General features: G+C 54.2%; 16 protein-coding genes. 14 read left to right on the forward strand and 2 right to left on the reverse strand.

Going from position 1 to position 18,984, the window contains the following annotated elements; genetic code table 11:
- Nucleotides 1–373 precede the first annotated feature (373 nt).
- A complete protein-coding gene (ycaO, locus tag OOJ60_RS02150) occupies nucleotides 374–2,134 on the reverse strand; it encodes a 30S ribosomal protein S12 methylthiotransferase accessory factor YcaO (protein WP_205611853.1) in 1,761 nt (586 codons plus the stop codon).
- Nucleotides 2,135–2,270: 136 nt separating this feature from the next.
- Between ycaO and OOJ60_RS02155 the strand changes: the two genes are divergently transcribed.
- From OOJ60_RS02155 to OOJ60_RS02220, 14 genes are all read left to right on the forward strand, one after another.
- Entirely contained in the window at nucleotides 2,271–2,963 is a 693-nt protein-coding gene (locus tag OOJ60_RS02155) for a DUF421 domain-containing protein (protein WP_205611854.1), read from the forward strand.
- 199 nt (nucleotides 2,964–3,162) lie between these two features.
- Nucleotides 3,163–4,251 (forward strand): 3-phosphoserine/phosphohydroxythreonine transaminase, encoded by a 1,089-nt coding sequence (gene serC, locus OOJ60_RS02160; RefSeq protein WP_060569530.1) that lies wholly within the window; start codon nucleotides 3,163–3,165, stop codon nucleotides 4,249–4,251.
- A gap of 71 nt (nucleotides 4,252–4,322) precedes the next feature.
- On the forward strand, nucleotides 4,323–5,606 hold the full coding sequence (gene aroA / locus OOJ60_RS02165; protein ID WP_042288144.1) for a 3-phosphoshikimate 1-carboxyvinyltransferase: 1,284 nt from the start codon (nucleotides 4,323–4,325) through the stop codon (nucleotides 5,604–5,606).
- A gap of 141 nt (nucleotides 5,607–5,747) precedes the next feature.
- Nucleotides 5,748–6,509: a M48 family metallopeptidase gene (locus OOJ60_RS02170; protein ID WP_060569532.1), complete on the forward strand. Its 762-nt coding sequence runs from the start codon at nucleotides 5,748–5,750 to the stop codon at nucleotides 6,507–6,509.
- A gap of 172 nt (nucleotides 6,510–6,681) precedes the next feature.
- On the forward strand, nucleotides 6,682–7,365 hold the full coding sequence (cmk, locus tag OOJ60_RS02175; RefSeq protein WP_042288138.1) for a (d)CMP kinase: 684 nt from the start codon (nucleotides 6,682–6,684) through the stop codon (nucleotides 7,363–7,365).
- A 113-nt stretch (nucleotides 7,366–7,478) separates the two neighbouring features.
- Nucleotides 7,479–9,152 carry a 30S ribosomal protein S1 gene (gene rpsA, locus OOJ60_RS02180; RefSeq protein ID WP_042288135.1) on the forward strand — a complete coding sequence of 558 codons (1,674 nt, stop codon included), beginning with the start codon at nucleotides 7,479–7,481 and terminating at the stop codon, nucleotides 9,150–9,152.
- Nucleotides 9,153–9,307: 155 nt separating this feature from the next.
- A complete protein-coding gene (gene ihfB / locus OOJ60_RS02185; RefSeq protein ID WP_000167332.1) occupies nucleotides 9,308–9,592 on the forward strand; it encodes an integration host factor subunit beta in 285 nt (94 codons plus the stop codon).
- Between the two features lie 204 nt (nucleotides 9,593–9,796).
- Nucleotides 9,797–12,061, forward strand: coding sequence for a ComEC family protein (locus OOJ60_RS02190; protein WP_205611855.1), 2,265 nt, complete (start codon nucleotides 9,797–9,799; stop codon nucleotides 12,059–12,061).
- A gap of 36 nt (nucleotides 12,062–12,097) precedes the next feature.
- Nucleotides 12,098–13,846 carry a lipid A ABC transporter ATP-binding protein/permease MsbA gene (gene msbA / locus OOJ60_RS02195; RefSeq protein ID WP_042288128.1) on the forward strand — a complete coding sequence of 583 codons (1,749 nt, stop codon included), beginning with the start codon at nucleotides 12,098–12,100 and terminating at the stop codon, nucleotides 13,844–13,846.
- Nucleotides 13,843–14,820: a tetraacyldisaccharide 4'-kinase gene (gene lpxK, locus OOJ60_RS02200; RefSeq protein ID WP_205611856.1), complete on the forward strand. Its 978-nt coding sequence runs from the start codon at nucleotides 13,843–13,845 to the stop codon at nucleotides 14,818–14,820. The genes msbA and lpxK overlap by 4 nt, the downstream gene beginning before the upstream one ends.
- 41 nt (nucleotides 14,821–14,861) lie before the next feature.
- Entirely contained in the window at nucleotides 14,862–16,094 is a 1,233-nt protein-coding gene (locus OOJ60_RS02205) for a winged helix-turn-helix domain-containing protein (protein WP_205611857.1), read from the forward strand.
- Nucleotides 16,095–16,145: 51 nt separating this feature from the next.
- Nucleotides 16,146–16,328 (forward strand): protein YcaR, encoded by a 183-nt coding sequence (gene ycaR / locus OOJ60_RS02210; RefSeq protein WP_042288120.1) that lies wholly within the window; start codon nucleotides 16,146–16,148, stop codon nucleotides 16,326–16,328.
- The gene (gene kdsB / locus OOJ60_RS02215) at nucleotides 16,325–17,071 is read left to right on the forward strand and encodes a 3-deoxy-manno-octulosonate cytidylyltransferase (RefSeq protein WP_181821570.1); all 747 of its coding nucleotides are present in this window, start codon (nucleotides 16,325–16,327) and stop codon (nucleotides 17,069–17,071) included. Before ycaR ends, kdsB begins: the two co-directional genes overlap by 4 nt.
- Before the next feature lie 153 nt (nucleotides 17,072–17,224).
- On the forward strand, nucleotides 17,225–18,118 hold the full coding sequence (locus OOJ60_RS02220) for a YcbJ family phosphotransferase (RefSeq protein WP_205611858.1): 894 nt from the start codon (nucleotides 17,225–17,227) through the stop codon (nucleotides 18,116–18,118).
- On the opposite strand, the gene elyC is transcribed toward OOJ60_RS02220, so the two are convergent.
- Nucleotides 18,095–18,874, reverse strand: coding sequence for an envelope biogenesis factor ElyC (gene elyC / locus OOJ60_RS02225; protein ID WP_205611859.1), 780 nt, complete (start codon nucleotides 18,872–18,874; stop codon nucleotides 18,095–18,097). The genes OOJ60_RS02220 and elyC overlap by 24 nt on opposite strands.
- Nucleotides 18,875–18,984: the final 110 nt, after the last annotated feature.

Consider the following 18,984-nt stretch of genomic DNA (forward strand, 5'->3'; position numbering starts at 1 on the left):
ATACTAACAAAGCATTATAGATGAGAAATTGATACAGATCATATCTCGCCTGGCTTATAGGCCCGTAAAGCGCATGGTTTTTATGCGATTTCGGTGTAATTTATTGATTATCCTAATAAAAATAAATTTTAAAATTTAGCAAATGAGTTGAATTTTTTCCTTCCTGGGTCTGTTGAGCGGTTAATTAATATGGAGTAATTGCCAAATAAAGTAACAAATAGCGGTTAATAATAGTAATATCAACTACCAATATTTAACCTTGTTATTACATTTATATTTGGCTCTTCAAAAATAAGTAAAACGGGGCACGTAAAGCGCCCCGTAATATAGCTCAGACGATAATTAACGCCTACAGTCAGTAAGCCAATTGCCTTTATTTTGACCAGTGTGCGGCTTTTGCGCGCTGCAGCTTTTCATACGCTTTCAGCAGAGACTGGTGTGAAGCGAAGGCATGAAGATCGCAATCCACCGGCTGCAGGCCGTAGAAGGCCGCTTCACCGCTCAGCGCCGCGCTTGCCGCTTCTACCGCATCCGCGCCATACATACGCACAAAGGCGTTCAGGTATTGCAGCGGTTCGCGCTCTTCTTCCTGGGAAAGCAGCAGCAGCGTTTGCAGACAACGATAATAGTTGGCTCGCGCCGGCGTAAAGACGGACGCGTTGAACTCCATTGTCCATTCGGTCCAGATAAGCGCCTGTTCCAGATCGCCGCCCGCCAGAGCCAGCATCGCTTTCAGCTCGCCAATACGCAGGGTATACCAGCCGTTATCCGGACCCGTCGCCAGGCCCAACAGTTCACGCACGCGGGTAAAGTCATCAAACCCTTCATCATCTAACTGCTCGATAAGACGGAGATACTCTTCTTTATCCCAGTTGCTACCCGGAAGCGAAAGCAGAGTATCGCGAAGATGCGTTCCCATGCTGTTATTCGCGAGCCACAGATCCTCGGCGGGATAGATGTCAGACATACCCGGTACGATGATACGACAGGCGTACACACCAAGATGTTCATAATCGGCGATGTAGACCTCTTTATCTTCGGCGTTGAAGATGGCCATTAACGTTGCGAACTCTTCTTCGGTGGTGCCAGAGAAGTTCCAGTCGACGAACGGATAGTCGGCATCCTGCTTGAACAGATCCCACGAGATCAGGCCGCTGGAGTCGATAAAGTGGGTTTCCAGATTAGTGTGCTCGGCCACTTCTTCGTCGTCGAAGGTGGGCGGGGTAAACACATCGAGATCTTTCAGTCCACGGCCCTGCAGCAGTTCGGTCACGGTACGTTCCAGCGCGACGCCGAAATCCGGATGGGCGCCAAAAGAGGCAAAACAGGTGCCGTTAGCCGGGTTGAACAGGACAACGCAGATCACCGGATAGTTGCCGCCCAGCGATCCGTCATAGGCAAAGATCGGGAAACCTTCCGCTTCCAGTGTCGCAATGGATTCCACCACCGACGGATAGCGCGCCAGTACATCGACAGGGATCTCCGGCAGACTGATACTTTCGGCAATGATGCGATTTTTCACATAACGCTCAAAGACTTCCGACAGTCCCTGGACTCGCGCTTCATTACGGGTATTACCGGCGGACATACCGTTAGAGACGTACAAATTGCCGATAATGTTCATCGGAATATAGACGGTCTGGTTATCTGACTGGCGAGTAAAAGGCAGGCCGCACACGCCGCGTTCCTCGTTGCCGGACTGGAGATCGATCAACATACTGCCGGTGAGTTCGTTTTCCGGATCGTAGAAAGCGCGCAGACGCGCGTCGAGCAACCCTTCCGGCACGTCGTCACTGTCGTTCAGCGGGAACCATTTTTCGTTAGGGTAATGCACAAACGGGCCGTTGGCGATGGTATCGCCAAGCCAGAAATCGGCAAAGAAATAGTTCGTCGACAGACGCTCAAAATATTCGCCCAGCGCAGAGGCCAGCGCCGCTTTTTTCGTCGCGCCTTTGCCGTTGGTAAAGCACAGCGCGCACTCTTTGTCGCGGATGTGCACCGACCAGACGTTTGGCACCGGATTCAGCCATGAGGCTTCTTCAATATGGAAACCGAGATCGAGCAATTTTTGCTGGAAGCGAGCGATGGAATCTTCCAGGGCGGCGTCTTTGCCGGGAATAAATGTTTGCGTCATGAAAATCACTTTTGTCGTACGGAAAGCGCGCAATGATACGGGTTTTATCTGACTGACGCTATCGCCGCCACGAACGCGGCGGAAATAAAAGTTTTGACTATGCTTTTATGCAGTAAACCACCATAAGAGCAGAGAAATGAAAGCGTTTGATCTACAACGGATGGCACTGGACAAAGTGCCACTGGAATTTTTGGGCGAGGTTGCGTTACGTAGTCTTTATACCTTTGTACTGGTCTATCTGTTTCTTAAGCTGACGGGAAGGCGCGGCGTGCGCCAGATGTCGCTTTTTGAAGTGTTGATTATTTTGACGCTGGGCTCCGCGGCAGGGGACGTCGCTTTTTATGATGATGTCCCAATGCTGCCGGTGCTGGTGGTCTTTATCATAATTGCGCTGCTTTACCGGTTGGCGATGTGGCTGATGGCGCGTAGTGAAAGGATTGGCGATTTACTGGAGGGGAAACCGGTCGTCATCATTGAAGATGGCGAGCTGGCATGGTCCAAACTGAATCATGCCAATATGACGGAGTTTGAGTTCTTTATGGAACTGCGTCTGAATGGCGTAGAGCAGCTTGGTCAGGTGCGGCTGGCGATACTGGAAACCAACGGGCAAATCAGCGTCTATTTCTTTGAAGAAGAAAAGATAAAACCCGGTCTGAGCATTTTGCCTAAATATTGCACCGAGCGATTTCATGTCGTTCCCGAAACGGGAGATTACGCCTGCGTTCGTTGCAGCGAAGTCATTACCCTTAACGCTGGCGACAGGCAAGAATGTCCGCGCTGCAAGAATCCAGAATGGTCGAAGGCCAGTCGGGCAAAAAGGGTGCTCTGACAGCAAAAATATCGGTCATTCGCCATCAATCCGACAGATTGTGTTGTGTGAGCGAACACTCATTTTCACCGCGCCGATTATTACCCGTTGCGGCGCGTATCACTGAATGATAAAACCAATATCCACAGGAATAACGTAAACCCACTCTTTGCGCTTCGTCAGAGCGTGGGTGAATAACAATGCAACGTGGTGAGGGGAAATGGCTCAGGTTTTCAATTTTAGTTCAGGCCCGGCAATGTTACCGGCAGACGTGCTCAAACAGGCTCAACAGGAACTGTGCGACTGGAACGGTCTTGGCACCTCCGTCATGGAGGTGAGCCACCGCGGTAAAGAATTTATCCAGGTCGCAGCGGAAGCGGAACAGGATTTTCGCGATCTCCTCAACATCCCTTCCAATTATAAAGTTCTGTTCTGTCACGGCGGCGGACGTGGGCAGTTTGCGGCTATTCCGCTGAATATTTTGGGAAATAAAACCACCGCAGACTACGTGGACGCCGGTTACTGGGCGGCCAGCGCGGTAAAAGAAGCGAAAAAATACTGCACCCCAAACGTGATTGATGCCAAAGTCACCGTGGACGGACTGCGCGCGGTCAAGCCGATGAGCGAATGGCAACTCTCGGATAACGCGGCGTATATGCACTACTGCCCGAATGAAACCATTGACGGCATTGCCATTAATGAAACGCCGAATTTTGCCTCCGATGTGGTCGTGACGGCTGATTTCTCCTCAACGATTCTTTCGGCGCCGTTAGACGTTTCCCGCTACGGCGTTATCTATTCAGGCGCGCAGAAAAACATCGGACCTGCCGGGTTGACGATTGTGATCGTTCGCGAAGACCTGTTAGGAAAAGCGCACACCAGTTGCCCGTCGATTCTCGACTACACCGTTCTGAACGATAACGACTCAATGTTTAATACGCCACCAACTTTTGCCTGGTATCTTTCCGGCCTGGTATTTAAATGGCTGAAGGCGAATGGCGGCGTCGACGCGATGCATAAAATCAATCAACAGAAAGCCGAACTGCTGTATGGCGTGATTGATAACAGCGATTTCTACCGCAACGATGTGGCGAAAGCCAACCGTTCCCGCATGAACGTACCGTTCCAGTTGGCGGACAGCGCGCTGGACAAACTGTTCCTTGAAGAGTCTTTTGCGGCAGGTCTTCACGCGCTGAAAGGCCACCGTGTGGTGGGGGGAATGCGTGCGTCCATTTATAACGCGATGCCGCTGGAAGGCGTCAAAGCCCTGACCGACTTTATGGTCGATTTCGAACGTCGTCACGGCTAAATAAGTGTGGCGTTTCATCCCCACAGCGTCGTCTGTGGGGTTTTTATTTTTGTTTTTTGAGAGTTGATTACATGGAATCCCTGACGTTACAACCCATCGCGCGGGTCGATGGCACCATTAATCTGCCTGGCTCTAAGAGCGTGTCTAACCGCGCTTTGCTCCTGGCGGCGTTAGCCCATGGCACCACCGTTCTGACCAACCTGTTAGACAGCGATGATGTGCGCCATATGCTCAATGCGCTGAGCGCGTTGGGGATCAATTACACCCTTTCTGCGGATCGTACCCGTTGCGAAATCACCGGCAACGGTGGTCCGCTACAGGCTACCGGCGCACTGGAGCTGTTTCTGGGCAACGCCGGAACGGCCATGCGTCCGCTTGCCGCAGCGCTTTGCCTCGGTACAAACGACATTGTGCTGACCGGCGAGCCGCGTATGAAAGAGCGACCAATTGGTCATCTGGTTGATGCGCTGCGTCAGGGCGGGGCCTGTATTGACTATCTGGAGCAGGAAAACTATCCGCCGCTTCGTCTGCGCGGTGGCTTTACCGGCGGTCAGGTTGAGGTTGATGGCAGCGTTTCCAGCCAGTTTTTGACCGCACTGTTAATGACGGCCCCTCTGGCGTCGCAGGAAACCATCATCAGCATTAAAGGCGAGCTGGTGTCGAAGCCGTATATCGACATTACGTTAAATCTGATGAAAACCTTCGGCGTGGAAATTGAAAACCATCACTATCAGCGTTTTGTCGTGAAGGGCCGTCAGCAATACCAGTCTCCCGGTGTTTACCTGGTCGAAGGCGATGCTTCATCCGCCTCTTATTTCCTTGCCGCGGGAGCCATTAAAGGCGGGACGGTAAAGGTGACCGGTATTGGCCGCAAAAGTATGCAGGGGGACATTCGCTTCGCGGATGTGCTGGAAAAAATGGGGGCGACACTGACCTGGGGCGATGATTTTATTGCCTGTACTCGCGGTGAGCTAAATGCCGTTGATATGGACATGAACCACATTCCCGATGCGGCAATGACCATTGCGACGGCGGCGCTGTTTGCTAAAGGTACGACCACGCTTCGTAACATCTATAACTGGCGCGTCAAAGAGACCGACCGTCTGTTTGCGATGGCGACCGAGTTGCGTAAAGTAGGGGCGGAAGTGGAAGAGGGGCGCGACTATATTCGCATCACCCCGCCAGCGAAATTACAGTTTGCTGAAATTGGCACCTATAACGATCACCGTATGGCGATGTGTTTTTCGCTGGTGGCGTTATCCGACACGCCGGTGACCATTCTTGATCCGAAATGTACCGCTAAAACCTTCCCGGATTATTTCGAGCAGTTGGCGCGTATTAGCACTCCCGCCTGATTATCTTTCGCGCCAGCCTTTGCGCTGGCGCGCTTGCGTCCGCTTTCGTACTTTATTTACCCTTATCGCTAATGCTACCTTCCTCTCGATTTAACCTCCTGATTTATATCTTTTTATTATAAATATCATTGGAAGATTAGCATGAAAAATAAATCATTGCTGCTGGCGGTAGCGATTTCCGCTACGTTAATGGCTGGCTGTAAAAATGGCGTCAACGGCGATTTACTCGCCAGTTCCGGCGTCGCTGCTTACAAAGCGGCGACGCTTTCGGATGCGGACGTCAAAGCGCTGTCTGCTGAGTCCTGCAAACAGATGGACAGTGAAAATAAACTGGCGGGTTCTAAGAGCAAATACACGAAGCGGCTAAATAAAATCGCGAAAGCGCTGGGCAATAACATTGACGGCACGCCGGTATCTTACAAGGTATATATGACCCGTGAGATCAACGCATGGGCAATGGCGAACGGCTGTGTTCGCGTCTATTCAGGCCTGATGGATCTGATGACCGATAACGAAATCGAAGGCGTTCTGGGGCATGAGTTAGGCCACGTCTCGTTAGGGCATTCCCGTAAGGCCATGCAAACGGCCTATGCAACGTTGGCGGCCCGTGACGCCCTCTCCGCTACCAGCGGAGTGGCGTCCAAACTGTCGCAGTCTCAACTCGGCGACCTGGCCGAAGGGGTAATCAACTCTTCGTTCTCCCGCAGCCAGGAATCGGATGCCGATGATTTCTCCTATGACCTGCTGAAGAAACGCGGCATAAATACCCAGGGACTGGTCACCGCATTCGATAAATTCGCCACCATGGACGCGGGGCATGCGAAATCATTGATGGACTCCCACCCCGCCTCAGCCGATCGCGCTCAGCACATGCGCGACCGTATTGCCGCCGACAAAAAGTAAAACATTGTCATCTTTTGGGCTGGTTATGCGCCAGCCCGCTATAATTGCGCAATTATTCTTCATCTGAATACAGACGATTCGGGTTTTTGCACACAACGTTAACGATTGTGGGCGTTGGCGCGTATAATGCGCGGCGTTTACGTTAACGGTGTGCCTGTTTAAGGAGAGAAAGATGACGGCAATTGCCCCGGTAATTACCATTGATGGCCCAAGTGGTGCAGGAAAGGGCACCTTGTGCAAGGCAATGGCGGAAGCATTGCAATGGCATCTGCTGGACTCTGGTGCTATCTATCGCGTGTTAGCGCTGGCGGCGCTGCATCATCATGTCGATGTCGCCTCTGAAGATGCGCTGGTTCCGTTGGCGACCCATCTTGATGTGCGCTTTGTCTCAACCAACGGAAATCTGGAAGTGATTCTCGAAGGCGAAGATGTGAGCGGTGAAATTCGCACGCAGGAAGTGGCGAACGCTGCGTCACAGGTCGCCGCCTTTCCACGCGTACGTGAAGCGCTGTTGCGTCGTCAACGCGCCTTCCGTGAGTTGCCTGGCCTGATCGCGGACGGACGGGATATGGGGACGGTGGTTTTTCCGGACGCGCCGGTGAAAATCTTCCTTGACGCCTCCTCTGAAGAACGTGCGCATCGCCGTATGCTACAGTTGCAGGAAAAGGGCTTTAGTGTTAACTTTGAACGCCTTTTGGCCGAGATCAAAGAACGCGACGATCGCGACCGAAACCGTGCTGTAGCGCCGTTAGTTCCCGCTGCTGATGCTTTAGTTTTAGATTCAACCCGATTAAGCATTGAGCAAGTGATTGAAAAAGCGCTACAATACGCGCGCCAAAAACTGGCACTCGCTTAAAAGCGACCGAATTTGCAGTACCCCCGTTGCAATGGAATGACAGCGGGTATGTTAAACAACCCCATCCGGCATGGAGTCAGATGGACGTTAAATATGAAACCTGAAGATTAAACATGACTGAATCTTTTGCTCAACTGTTTGAAGAATCCTTAAAAGAAATCGAAACCCGTCCGGGTTCCATCGTTCGCGGTGTTGTTGTTGCTATCGACAAAGACGTAGTACTGGTTGACGCTGGTCTGAAATCTGAGTCCGCCATCCCGGCTGAGCAGTTCAAAAACGCCCAGGGCGAGCTGGAAATCCAGGTGGGTGACGAAGTTGACGTTGCTCTGGATGCAGTAGAAGACGGCTTCGGTGAAACCCTGCTGTCCCGTGAGAAAGCTAAACGTCACGAAGCATGGATCACGCTGGAAAAAGCTTACGAAGATGCTGAAACTGTTACCGGTGTTATCAACGGCAAAGTTAAGGGCGGCTTCACTGTTGAGCTGAACGGTATTCGTGCGTTCCTGCCAGGTTCCCTGGTAGACGTTCGTCCGGTGCGCGACACGCTGCACCTGGAAGGCAAAGAGCTTGAGTTCAAAGTCATCAAGCTGGATCAGAAGCGCAACAACGTTGTTGTTTCTCGTCGTGCCGTTATCGAATCCGAAAACAGCGCAGAGCGCGATCAGCTGCTGGAAAACCTGCAGGAAGGCATGGAAGTTAAAGGTATCGTTAAGAACCTCACTGACTACGGTGCATTCGTTGATCTGGGTGGCGTTGACGGCCTGCTGCACATCACCGATATGGCCTGGAAACGCGTTAAGCATCCGAGCGAAATCGTAAACGTTGGCGACGAAATCACTGTTAAAGTGCTGAAGTTCGACCGCGAGCGTACCCGTGTATCCCTGGGCCTGAAACAGCTGGGCGAAGATCCGTGGGTTGCTATCGCTAAGCGTTACCCGGAAGGTACCAAACTGACCGGTCGCGTGACCAACCTGACCGACTACGGTTGCTTCGTTGAAATCGAAGAAGGCGTTGAAGGCCTGGTACACGTTTCCGAAATGGACTGGACCAACAAAAACATCCACCCGTCCAAAGTTGTTAACGTTGGCGACGTAGTGGAAGTGATGGTTCTGGATATCGACGAAGAACGTCGTCGTATCTCCCTGGGTCTGAAGCAGTGCAAATCTAACCCGTGGCAGCAGTTTGCGGAAACCCACAACAAGGGCGACCGTGTTGAAGGTAAAATCAAGTCTATCACTGACTTCGGTATCTTCATCGGCCTGGACGGCGGCATCGACGGCCTGGTTCACCTGTCTGACATCTCCTGGAACGTTGCAGGCGAAGAAGCAGTACGTGAATACAAAAAAGGCGACGAAATCGCAGCCGTTGTTCTGCAGGTTGACGCAGAGCGCGAGCGTATCTCTCTGGGCGTTAAACAGCTGGCAGAAGATCCGTTCAACAACTGGGTTGCACTGAACAAGAAAGGCGCAATCGTAAACGGTAAAGTGACTGCAGTTGACGCGAAAGGCGCAACCGTAGAACTGGCTGACGGCGTTGAAGGTTACCTGCGCGCTTCTGAAGCTTCCCGTGACCGCGTTGAAGATGCAACACTGGTTCTGAGCGTAGGTGACGACGTTGAAGCGAAATTCACCGGCGTTGACCGTAAGAACCGTGCAATCAGCCTGTCTGTTCGTGCGAAAGACGAAGCTGATGAGAAAGATGCCATCGCAACTGTTAACAAACAGGAAGATGCAAACTTCTCTAACAACGCAATGGCTGAAGCATTTAAAGCAGCTAAAGGCGAGTAATTCTTTGAAACTTCGGGATGTTTCATCGCGAAGTCAGATGAGATTACTTGACAGATTACAGGATTCGTTCTGTAATCAATGACAAAGGGCGGCTACGGCCGCCCTTAATCAATGCAACAGCAGCGCTTATATGCCTTATAGGAACCGGAGGAATCATGACCAAGTCAGAATTGATTGAAAGACTTGCAACCCAGCAATCTCATATTCCCGCAAAAGCGGTTGAAGATGCAGTTAAAGAGATGCTGGAACATATGGCCTCGACTCTTGCGCAGGGCGAGCGTATTGAAATCCGCGGTTTCGGCAGCTTCTCTTTGCACTATCGCGCACCACGAACCGGGCGTAACCCGAAGACTGGCGATAAAGTCGAGCTGGAAGGAAAATACGTTCCGCACTTTAAGCCAGGTAAAGAACTGCGCGATCGCGCCAATATTTACGGTTAAGTTTCCTCAAAACGTAACCTGCGAAAAAGCACCTTTCTGGTGCTTTTTTCATTTCTGACGCTCCATTCTGGAAGACGCCCCGCAATAAATTTGGCGGTTTACAACACGGTGATAAAAACGCTGGAAACCGCATCGTAAAGCCTGCCATTACCGCCTGACAGACTGTTGGCTAACCTGCACACTTCCGCTCACACGGAGGTGTTCATGAAAATCACGACGGTCAGCCTGTGCGCGCTATGCGGTATTTTCCCTTTGCTTTTCTTACCGGCTTTGCCTGATACGCTTTGGCTTGTCAGTCTTTTCGCGCTGGCCTGTTCGCTAACGCTTTTCTCCGGCAAATGGATGCAGCTTGCCGGGCTGGTTCTGTTGTTTTTTCTGTGGGGCGTTTTCGCAGCTAAACAGTCGCTTTGGGCCGGAAACACGCTGCCGGTAAAAAATCAGGACGCCATTATCGAGCTGACCGCGACGGATAACATCACGACACACGCCGGACGCATCACTCATCTGGCAGGGCGTCGTCTTTTTCCTGCGGTGGGTATCGTTCTTTATGGGCAGTATTTGCCGTCCGAACCCTGTGCAGGGCAGCGCTGGGCGATGACGATTAGGATCAGGGCTGTTCACGGGCAGTTAAATGACGGGGGATTTGACAGCCAGCGCTACGCCCTGACACAGCATCAACCGCTCACAGGCCGTTTTCTGCAGGCAAAAATCCTGGACGGGGAATGCAGTTGGCGAGCCAGATATCTCGCATCACTGAAAGCCAGGCTGGCTGAGTATCCGTGGCAGCAGGTGATAGTCGGTCTGGGGATGGGGGAACGTCTGGCGATAACGAAAGAGGTGAAAAACATCCTGCGCGATACCGGCACCGCCCATCTGATGGCGATTTCCGGGCTGCATATTGCCTTAATGGCTCTGCTCGTCAGTGGATTGCTTCGTGGCGTTCAGTTTCTGCTGCCGGTGCGCTGGATCCACTGGCAGCATCCGCTTATCGGCGGGCTGCTCGGCGCCATATTCTATGCCTGGCTAACCGGTCTTCAGCCACCCGCGCTGCGTACGATCATTGCGCTATTTGTCTGGACGGCGCTAAAGCTGAGTGGACGGCAGTGGAGCGGATGGGCCGTCTGGTGCTGTTGTCTGGCGGCGATTGTTATTTGCGATCCGTTGGCGGTGCTCTCCCAGAGCCTGTGGCTTTCCGCTTTCGCCGTTGCGGCCCTGCTGTTCTGGTATCAATGGTTTCCCTGTCCGGAGTGGACGTTACCGCGGGCAGGGCGTTTATTGGTCGAGCTGGCCCATTTACAGTTGGGGATGACGCTGTTGCTTTTGCCGCTGCAAATCGCGTTGTTTCACGGCCTTAGCCTGACCTCTTTTGCGGCGAATTTATTCGCCGTGCCGCTGGTAACGTTTATTAGCGTACCGCTGATCCTCGCAGGAATGGTGGCGCACGTCAGCGGGCCGTTAGTGGTTGAGTCTGTACTGTGGTATCTGGCCGATCGCTCGCTTGCCGCCGTGTTCTGGGCGTTAACCCAATTGCCGAAAGGATGGATAGCGGTAGATGCGCGCTGGCAGTGGCTGGTTTTCGCTCCCTGGCTGATGCTTGTTGGCTGGCGGTTTAATGCCTTACGGGTGCTACCCGGACTCTGCCTGGCAACGCTTGCCCTGCTCAGTTGGCCTTTCTGGAGCCCGCCGCGTACCGATACGTGGCAGGCGCATATGCTGGATGTTGGACAAGGATTGTCGGTAGTTATCGCGCGTAACGGCAAAGCACTGTTGTACGACACCGGGCTGGCCTGGCCTGAAGGGGACAGCGCGCAACACATTATTATTCCGTGGCTACGCTGGCATCATCTGGAGCCAGAAGGGATTATTCTCAGCCATGAACATCTTGATCACCGGGGTGGGCTAGACTCTATGCTGAGCGCCTGGCCGGGGCTTTGGGTCCGCAGTCCGTTAGGCTGGCGAAATCATTTACCGTGTTATCGCGGTGAGGTCTGGTACTGGCAGGGATTGCGTTTCAGCGCGCACTGGCCGTTAAAAGGCGATCGCGGAAAGGGCAATAATCACTCCTGTGTGGTGAAGATCGACGATGGTCGCCACAGCCTACTGTTGACGGGCGACATAGAGGCGCCAGCTGAGCAACGGATGCTGAGTCATTACTGGCAGCATCTGTCGGCTACGATTATTCAGGTGCCGCATCATGGCAGCAATACGTCCTCTTCGCTGGCACTCATACAGCGGGTTAATGGCGAGATGGCGCTGGCCTCAGCATCGCGTTATAACGCCTGGCGGTTACCGTCATGGAAGGTCAGACAGCGCTATCAGCAGCAGGGGTACCAGTGGCGCGATACCCCGCATCAGGGGCAAATTTCGCTGGATTTCTCCGCACAGGGCTGGCGCATAAGCAGCCTACGGGAGCAAATTTTACCGCGTTGGTATCATCAGTGGTTTGGCGTGTCAGACGATAACGGGTAGAATATGCGGCTATTTCAACAAATGCTGGTTTTTTGAATGCATAACGATAAAGATCTCTCTACGTGGCAGACGTTTCGCCGACTGTGGCCTACCATTGCGCCTTTCAAAGCGGGTCTGATCGTGGCGGGTGTGGCGTTAATCCTCAACGCGGCCAGCGATACCTTCATGTTATCGCTCCTCAAACCTTTACTTGATGAAGGTTTTGGTAAAACCGATCGCTCAGTGCTGCTCTGGATGCCGCTGGTGGTCATTGGGCTGATGATATTACGTGGTATTACCAGCTATATCTCCAGTTACTGCATCTCCTGGGTATCGGGCAAAGTGGTGATGACCATGCGTCGCCGTTTGTTTGGTCATATGATGGGGATGCCCGTCGCCTTCTTCGATAAGCAATCTACCGGGACACTGCTCTCCCGCATCACCTATGATTCTGAACAAGTGGCTTCCTCGTCCTCCAGCGCGTTGATTACCGTTGTGCGCGAAGGCGCGTCGATAATCGGCCTGTTTGCCATGATGTTCTATTACAGCTGGCAACTGTCGATTATCCTCGTGGTGCTGGCGCCGATTGTGTCGATTGCGATCCGCGTGGTGTCAAAGCGTTTTCGCGCCATCAGTAAAAACATGCAGAACACGATGGGGCAGGTCACGACCAGCGCCGAGCAAATGCTGAAGGGACACAAAGAAGTCCTGATCTTTGGCGGCCAGGAAGTTGAGACCAAACGCTTTGACAAGGTGAGCAACAAAATGCGTCTGCAGGGGATGAAAATGGTCTCCGCGTCGTCTATTTCTGACCCCATCATCCAGCTTATCGCCTCGCTGGCGCTGGCGTTTGTGTTGTATGCGGCTAGCTTCCCGAGCGTTATGGAGAGCCTGACGGCGGGGACCATTACCGTTGTCTTTTCGGCAATGATCGCCCTGATGCGTCCGCTGAAATCTCTGACTAACGTCAACGCCCAGTTCCAGCGCGGTATGGCGGCGTGTCAGACTCTGTTTGCGATTCTCGACAGTGAACAGGAAAAAGATGACGGTAAACGCGTTATTGAACGCGCCAGCGGCGATCTGGAATTCCGCAATGTTACCTTTACCTATCCGGGACGCGAAGTGCCTGCGCTGCGCAACATCAACCTGAAAATTCCGGCGGGTAAGACGGTCGCGCTGGTGGGGCGCTCTGGCTCCGGTAAGTCGACGATCGCCAGTCTGATTACGCGTTTCTACGACATCGATGAAGGCGAAATCCTGATGGATGGTCACGATCTGCGTGACTATACGCTGGCGTCCCTGCGTAATCAGGTTGCGCTGGTGTCGCAGAATGTGCATCTGTTCAACGATACGGTAGCCAACAATATTGCCTATGCGCGTAACGAGCATTACACCCGTGAGCAGATCGAAGAGGCTGCTCGCATGGCTTACGCAATGGATTTCATCAATAAGATGGATAATGGCCTCGATACCATCATCGGGGAAAACGGCGTGCTGCTCTCCGGCGGTCAACGTCAGCGTATCGCCATTGCGCGTGCGCTGTTGCGTGACAGCCCAATCCTGATTCTGGATGAAGCGACGTCGGCGCTTGATACCGAATCTGAGCGCGCCATCCAGGCGGCGCTGGACGAGTTGCAGAAAAACCGCACATCGCTGGTGATTGCGCATCGCCTTTCTACCATTGAACAGGCTGATGAAATTGTGGTGGTGGAAGACGGCGTGATCGTAGAACGCGGGACGCATAGCGAACTGCTGGCGCACCATGGCGTCTATGCGCAGCTACACAAAATGCAGTTTGGTCAATGATCGCACGCATCTGGTCCGGTGAATCGCCTCTGTGGCGGCTACTCCTGCCGCTCTCCTGGCTGTATGGCCTGGTGAGCGGGGCGATTCGTCTGTGCTATCGGCTGGGCATCAAACGCGCCTGGCGCGCCCCGGTGCCGGTTGTTGTGGTGGGAAACCTGACGGCAGGCGGTAACGGCAAAACGCCGGTGGTGATCTGGCTGGTGGAGCAGCTTCAGCGACGTGGACTGCGCGTTGGCGTTGTTTCGCGAGGCTACGGCGGCAAAGCGGCTGCCTATCCCCTGTTGTTGAGCGCTGAAACCACTACGGCCGAGGCGGGTGATGAACCCGTGCTGATTTATCAGCGTACCGGGGCGCCGGTTGCCGTATCGCCTCATCGCCCGGAGGCGGTTCAGGCGATACTGGCGCAGCATGACGTCCAGATTATCGTGACTGACGATGGTTTGCAGCACTACCGTCTGGCGCGCGATGTTGAGATCGTGGTGATTGACGGCGTTCGTCGCTTCGGTAACGGCTGGTGGCTACCGGCAGGGCCGATGCGTGAACGTGCAGGCCGTCTGAAAACCGTTGATGCGATGATTGTTAATGGCGGTGTGCCGCAGCCGGGAGAAATTCCAATGCGTCTGGAGCCGGGACTGGCGGTAAATTTGCGCACTGGCGAGCGGCGTAACGTCGCGCAGTTACACAATGTCGTTGCGATGGCAGGCATTGGTCATCCGCCACGTTTTTTCGCCACGCTTGAAGCCTGCGGCGTGCAGCCGCAAAAGTGTGTCGCACTGGCGGATCACCAGGCGTTGCGCGCGCGTGACGTACAGGCATTGCTGAATGCAGAGCAAACGCTGATCATGACGGAAAAAGATGCCGTGAAGTGTCGCGCGTTTGCTGAAGATAACTGGTGGTATCTCCCTGTCGATGCGCATTTGTCGGGGAACAAACCTGAAGCGTTACTTGAAAAGCTGATCTCGCTGGCGCGTTAGCATTCTGACACGAGGGCAGCGAATGAATGATGGAGTCATCAATGTCGTTGCCGTCCCTTTCTCTTAAAGAGGCCCGTCTTCTCCACCTCGCTGCACAGGGCTTACTGCGCAAGCCACGCCGTCGAGCCCGTGAGTCCGATATTCTCGCAACCATAACCCGCATGTCGCTGTTGCAAATCGACACCATCAATATTGTCGCGCGCAGCCCTTATCTGGTGTTGTTCAGCCGTCTGGGGGATTATCCCTCGCAGTGGCTTGACGCCGCGCTGACTCGCGGCGAGCTAATGGAGTACTGGGCGCACGAAGCCTGCTTTTTGCCGCGCAGCGACTTTAAGCTCATACGTCACCGGATGTTGACCCCGGAAAACATGGGCTGGAAGTACAAAGCGGCGTGGATGAACGACCATGCCGGGGAAATTGAACAACTCATACAGCATATTCAGCATAGCGGCCCGGTGCGGTCGGCGGATTTTGCGCATCCACGTAAGGGAACCAGCGGATGGTGGGAGTGGAAGCCGCATAAGCGCCACCTGGAAGGGCTGTTCACCGCCGGGAAACTGATGGTGGTTGAACGGCGCAACTTTCAGCGCGTTTATGATTTAACCCATCGCGTGATGCCGCACTGGGATGATGAGCGCGACCTGCTACCGCGCGCGCAGGCTGAGCTGTTCATGCTGGACAACAGCGCCCGCAGCCTTGGCATTTTTCGCGAGCAATGGCTGGCGGATTACTATCGGCTAAAGCGACCCGATCTACAGCGCTGGCGAGAGACGCGCGCGGAGCAACAGCAAATTATTCCCGTTGAAGTCGACACGCTCGGTACGCTGTGGCTACACGCTGAGCTCCTGCCGCTGCTTGAACAGGCGCAGGCAAAAAAGTTGAGCGCGACGCACAGCGCGGTTCTGTCGCCGTTTGACCCGGTGGTTTGGGATCGTAAACGCGCGGAACAACTCTTCGGTTTCAGTTATCGGCTGGAATGCTACACCCCCGCGCCGAAACGGCAGTTTGGTTATTTTGTCCTGCCGTTGCTTCACCGGGGACAGCTGGTTGGTCGGATGGACGCCAAAATGCACCGTAAAACAGCGGTGCTGGAGATCATTTCGCTGCACCTGGAAAAGGGCGTCACGTCCGGGATTTCGCTACAGAACGGCTTAAAACAGGCGATAGGCGATTTTGCCCGGTGGCAGCAGGCCACGCGCGTGACGTTAGGCCACTGCCCGCCGGGACTGTTCACGGAATGTCGGCAGGGCTGGGAATTAGACGCAGACGCGTGAACGATTATGATAAGATTTACCGATTCACTGTCCGGTCCATCTGGAGGAACTATGGATCATCGTCTGCTTGAAATCATCGCCTGCCCGGTTTGTAACGGGAAACTCTGGTTTAACCAGGAAAAACAAGAACTGATCTGCAAACTGGATAACCTTGCGTTTCCCCTGCGTGACGGCATTCCCGTCCTGCTGGAAACAGAAGCCCGCGTGCTGGCGGCTGACGAGGGGAAATCATGAGTTTCGTGGTCATCATCCCCGCGCGCTATGCGTCAACGCGCCTGCCTGGCAAACCGCTGCTGGACATTAATGGCAAGCCGATGATAGTGCACGTCCTGGAGCGCGCCCGTGAATCCGGCGCCGAGCGTATTATCGTCGCAACCGATCACGACGATGTCGCGCGCGCCGTTGAGGCTGCGGGCGGCGAAGTCTGCATGACCCGCGCTGACCACCAGTCTGGCACGGAACGTCTGGCGGAAGTCGTCGAGAAGTGCGGGTTTAGCGATGACACCGTGATTGTTAACGTTCAGGGTGACGAGCCGATGATCCCGGCGGTCATTATTCGTCAGGTCGCAGAAAACCTGGCGCAGCGTCAGGTCGGCATGGCTACGCTGGCGGCACCGATCCACGGCGCGGAAGAAGCCTTTAATCCCAACGCGGTCAAAGTTGTGCTGGATGCGGAAGGCTATGCGCTTTACTTCTCGCGCGCGACAATCCCCTGGGATCGTGACCGATTCGCCAAAAGCCTGGAAACCGTTGGCGATACCTTCCTGCGCCATCTGGGGATTTACGGCTACCGTGCCGGTTTCATTCGCCGTTACGTGAGCTGGCAGCCCAGCCCGCTGGAGAACATCGAGATGCTGGAGCAGCTCCGTGTGCTGTGGTACGGCGAAAAGATCCACGTCGCGGTGGCGAAAGAAGTTCCCGGTACCGGGGTGGATACCGCCGAAGATCTTGAGCGCGTCCGCGCCGAAATGCGTTAATGTTCCCTTACGACGCGTCGTCCGATCCCGGGCGGCGCGTCGTACCGTTACGATTTTCCTCACATTTTCTTGTCAACAATTGATCTCATCCGGGTGACATCTGCCCCTCTGGCGCTCATTATAAAAGCAGTAGCGTTTATAAGGGTAAACTGAATGGAACAGCTGCGTGCCGAATTAAGCCATTTACTGGGCGAAAAACTGAGCCGTATTGAATGCGTGAATGAAAAAGCCGATACGGCGCTGTGGTCACTGTATGACAGCCATGGCAATCCGATGCCGCTGATGGCCAGAAGTTTCACCACTCCCGGCGTCGCGCAGCAGCTGGCGTGGAAAATCACTATGCTGGCGCGCAGCGGTACCGTCCGGATGCCGGTCGTGTATGGCGTAATGACCCACGACGAGCACCCCGGCCCCGACGTGTTGCTGCTGGAACGCCTGCGGGGCGTGTCTGTCGAAGCGCCAGCCCGCACCCCGGAGCGTTGGGAGCAGCTTAAAGATCAGATCGTCGAAGGTCTGCTCGCCTGGCATCGTCAGGACAGCCGGGGCTGCGTCGGCGCGGTGGATAATACCCAGGAAAACATCTGGCCCTCCTGGTATCGCCAGCGTGTTGAAGTGCTATGGAGTACGCTCAATCAGTTCAACAACACCGGGCTGACGATGCAGGACAAAAGGATCCTGTTTCGAACGCGGGAATGCCTCCCTGCGTTATTCGAGGGGTTCAATGATAATTGCGTGCTGGTGCATGGCAATTTCAGCCTGCGCAGTATGTTAAAAGATGCCAGAAGCGATCAGCTTCTGGCGATGGTGGGGCCGGGCATTATGCTCTGGGCGCCGCGGGAATATGAACTGTTCCGTCTGAAGGATAACGCGCTGGCGGAAGATCTGCTCTGGCATTACCTGCGCCGCGCGCCTGTGGCAGAGTCGTTTATCTGTCGGCGCTGGCTTTATGTCTTATGGGACGAAGTGGCCCAGTTGGTCAATACCGGGCGCTTTAGCCGCGCTAACGTCGATCTTGCGGCGAAATCACTCCTGCCCTGGCTCGCCTGATAGTCCTTTCAGCCACTGCCAGATACGCCCCAGCGTCTCATAACCCACGCGATCGCTGTGCATCAGCCAGACCGGCGAGGGGAGCGCGTATTCCCACGGATTCAGCGGTGAATCAATTGCCAATTGATTTGCCGGTGCAGGCAGTGGATCCAGCCCGACGCGTTGAAAGAAAATCATCGCCCGCGGCAGGTGCGAGGCGGACGTCACTAACAGGAACGGCGCGTTGCCAATGGCCCGCTTCACCGCCAGCGCTTCTTCCTCAGTATCTTTCGGCTGCTCCAGGGTAATAATATCTGCGCGAGGCACGCCTAACGATTCGGCGACGCGCGCGCCGACTTCCGCGGTACTGACCGGATTCGTCTGCGCGGGCGCGCCGGTAAAGATCAGCTTCGAACCCGGATTCGCCCGCCATAAGCGAATGCCCTCATTAAGGCGCGGCAGGCTGTTACTGATCAGGTTGGAGCTGGGCGCCCACTCGGGATTCCAGGTATAACCGCCGCCCAGCACGACGATGTAGTCCACTTTTCGTGTCTCCTGCCAGGTGGGATACCGGCTTTCTATCGGCCGAAGCAGTCCGTCCGCAACGGGCTGCAGGCTAAGCAGAAACAGCGCCAGCCAGCCTGCGCTGATCATCACCTTCCCGGTTTTCTGAAACCGGCTAAACCACAGTAACATCAACCCTGCGCCGATCGCTAACAACAGGAAAGGGAGAGGCAGCAGCATGCCGCCAATCACTTTCTTTAGTGTAAAAAGCATTCTTTTTGGTTCCTTTTTTAACCATACAGCAGAAGAATAATCAGGATATTACACCAGACAGGTTCATTCTCCGCTCGGGTGTGACAAAATAGCGGTTTTGATTAAGAACC

It is taken from the genome of Citrobacter sp. R4 (genome assembly GCF_026719175.1).
Lineage (GTDB): Bacteria > Pseudomonadota > Gammaproteobacteria > Enterobacterales > Enterobacteriaceae > Citrobacter_A > Citrobacter_A sedlakii.

What these genes read in the sequence shown, in the direction of transcription:
- msbA (WP_042288128.1), top strand. Translation starts at nt 12,098, where the DNA reads ATGCATAACGATAAAGATCTCTCTACGTGGCAGACGTTTCGCCGACTG.
- OOJ60_RS02205 (WP_205611857.1), top strand. Translation starts at nt 14,862, where the DNA reads ATGTCGTTGCCGTCCCTTTCTCTTAAAGAGGCCCGTCTTCTCCACCTC.
- OOJ60_RS02220 (WP_205611858.1), top strand. Translation starts at nt 17,225, where the DNA reads ATGGAACAGCTGCGTGCCGAATTAAGCCATTTACTGGGCGAAAAACTG.
- OOJ60_RS02170 (WP_060569532.1), top strand. Translation starts at nt 5,748, where the DNA reads ATGAAAAATAAATCATTGCTGCTGGCGGTAGCGATTTCCGCTACGTTA.
- elyC (WP_205611859.1), bottom strand. Translation starts at nt 18,874, where the DNA reads ATGCTTTTTACACTAAAGAAAGTGATTGGCGGCATGCTGCTGCCTCTC.
- cmk (WP_042288138.1), top strand. Translation starts at nt 6,682, where the DNA reads ATGACGGCAATTGCCCCGGTAATTACCATTGATGGCCCAAGTGGTGCA.
- rpsA (WP_042288135.1), top strand. Translation starts at nt 7,479, where the DNA reads ATGACTGAATCTTTTGCTCAACTGTTTGAAGAATCCTTAAAAGAAATC.
- kdsB (WP_181821570.1), top strand. Translation starts at nt 16,325, where the DNA reads ATGAGTTTCGTGGTCATCATCCCCGCGCGCTATGCGTCAACGCGCCTG.
- ycaO (WP_205611853.1), bottom strand. Translation starts at nt 2,134, where the DNA reads ATGACGCAAACATTTATTCCCGGCAAAGACGCCGCCCTGGAAGATTCC.
- ihfB (WP_000167332.1), top strand. Translation starts at nt 9,308, where the DNA reads ATGACCAAGTCAGAATTGATTGAAAGACTTGCAACCCAGCAATCTCAT.
- lpxK (WP_205611856.1), top strand. Translation starts at nt 13,843, where the DNA reads ATGATCGCACGCATCTGGTCCGGTGAATCGCCTCTGTGGCGGCTACTC.
- OOJ60_RS02190 (WP_205611855.1), top strand. Translation starts at nt 9,797, where the DNA reads ATGAAAATCACGACGGTCAGCCTGTGCGCGCTATGCGGTATTTTCCCT.
- OOJ60_RS02155 (WP_205611854.1), top strand. Translation starts at nt 2,271, where the DNA reads ATGAAAGCGTTTGATCTACAACGGATGGCACTGGACAAAGTGCCACTG.
- serC (WP_060569530.1), top strand. Translation starts at nt 3,163, where the DNA reads ATGGCTCAGGTTTTCAATTTTAGTTCAGGCCCGGCAATGTTACCGGCA.
- ycaR (WP_042288120.1), top strand. Translation starts at nt 16,146, where the DNA reads ATGGATCATCGTCTGCTTGAAATCATCGCCTGCCCGGTTTGTAACGGG.
- aroA (WP_042288144.1), top strand. Translation starts at nt 4,323, where the DNA reads ATGGAATCCCTGACGTTACAACCCATCGCGCGGGTCGATGGCACCATT.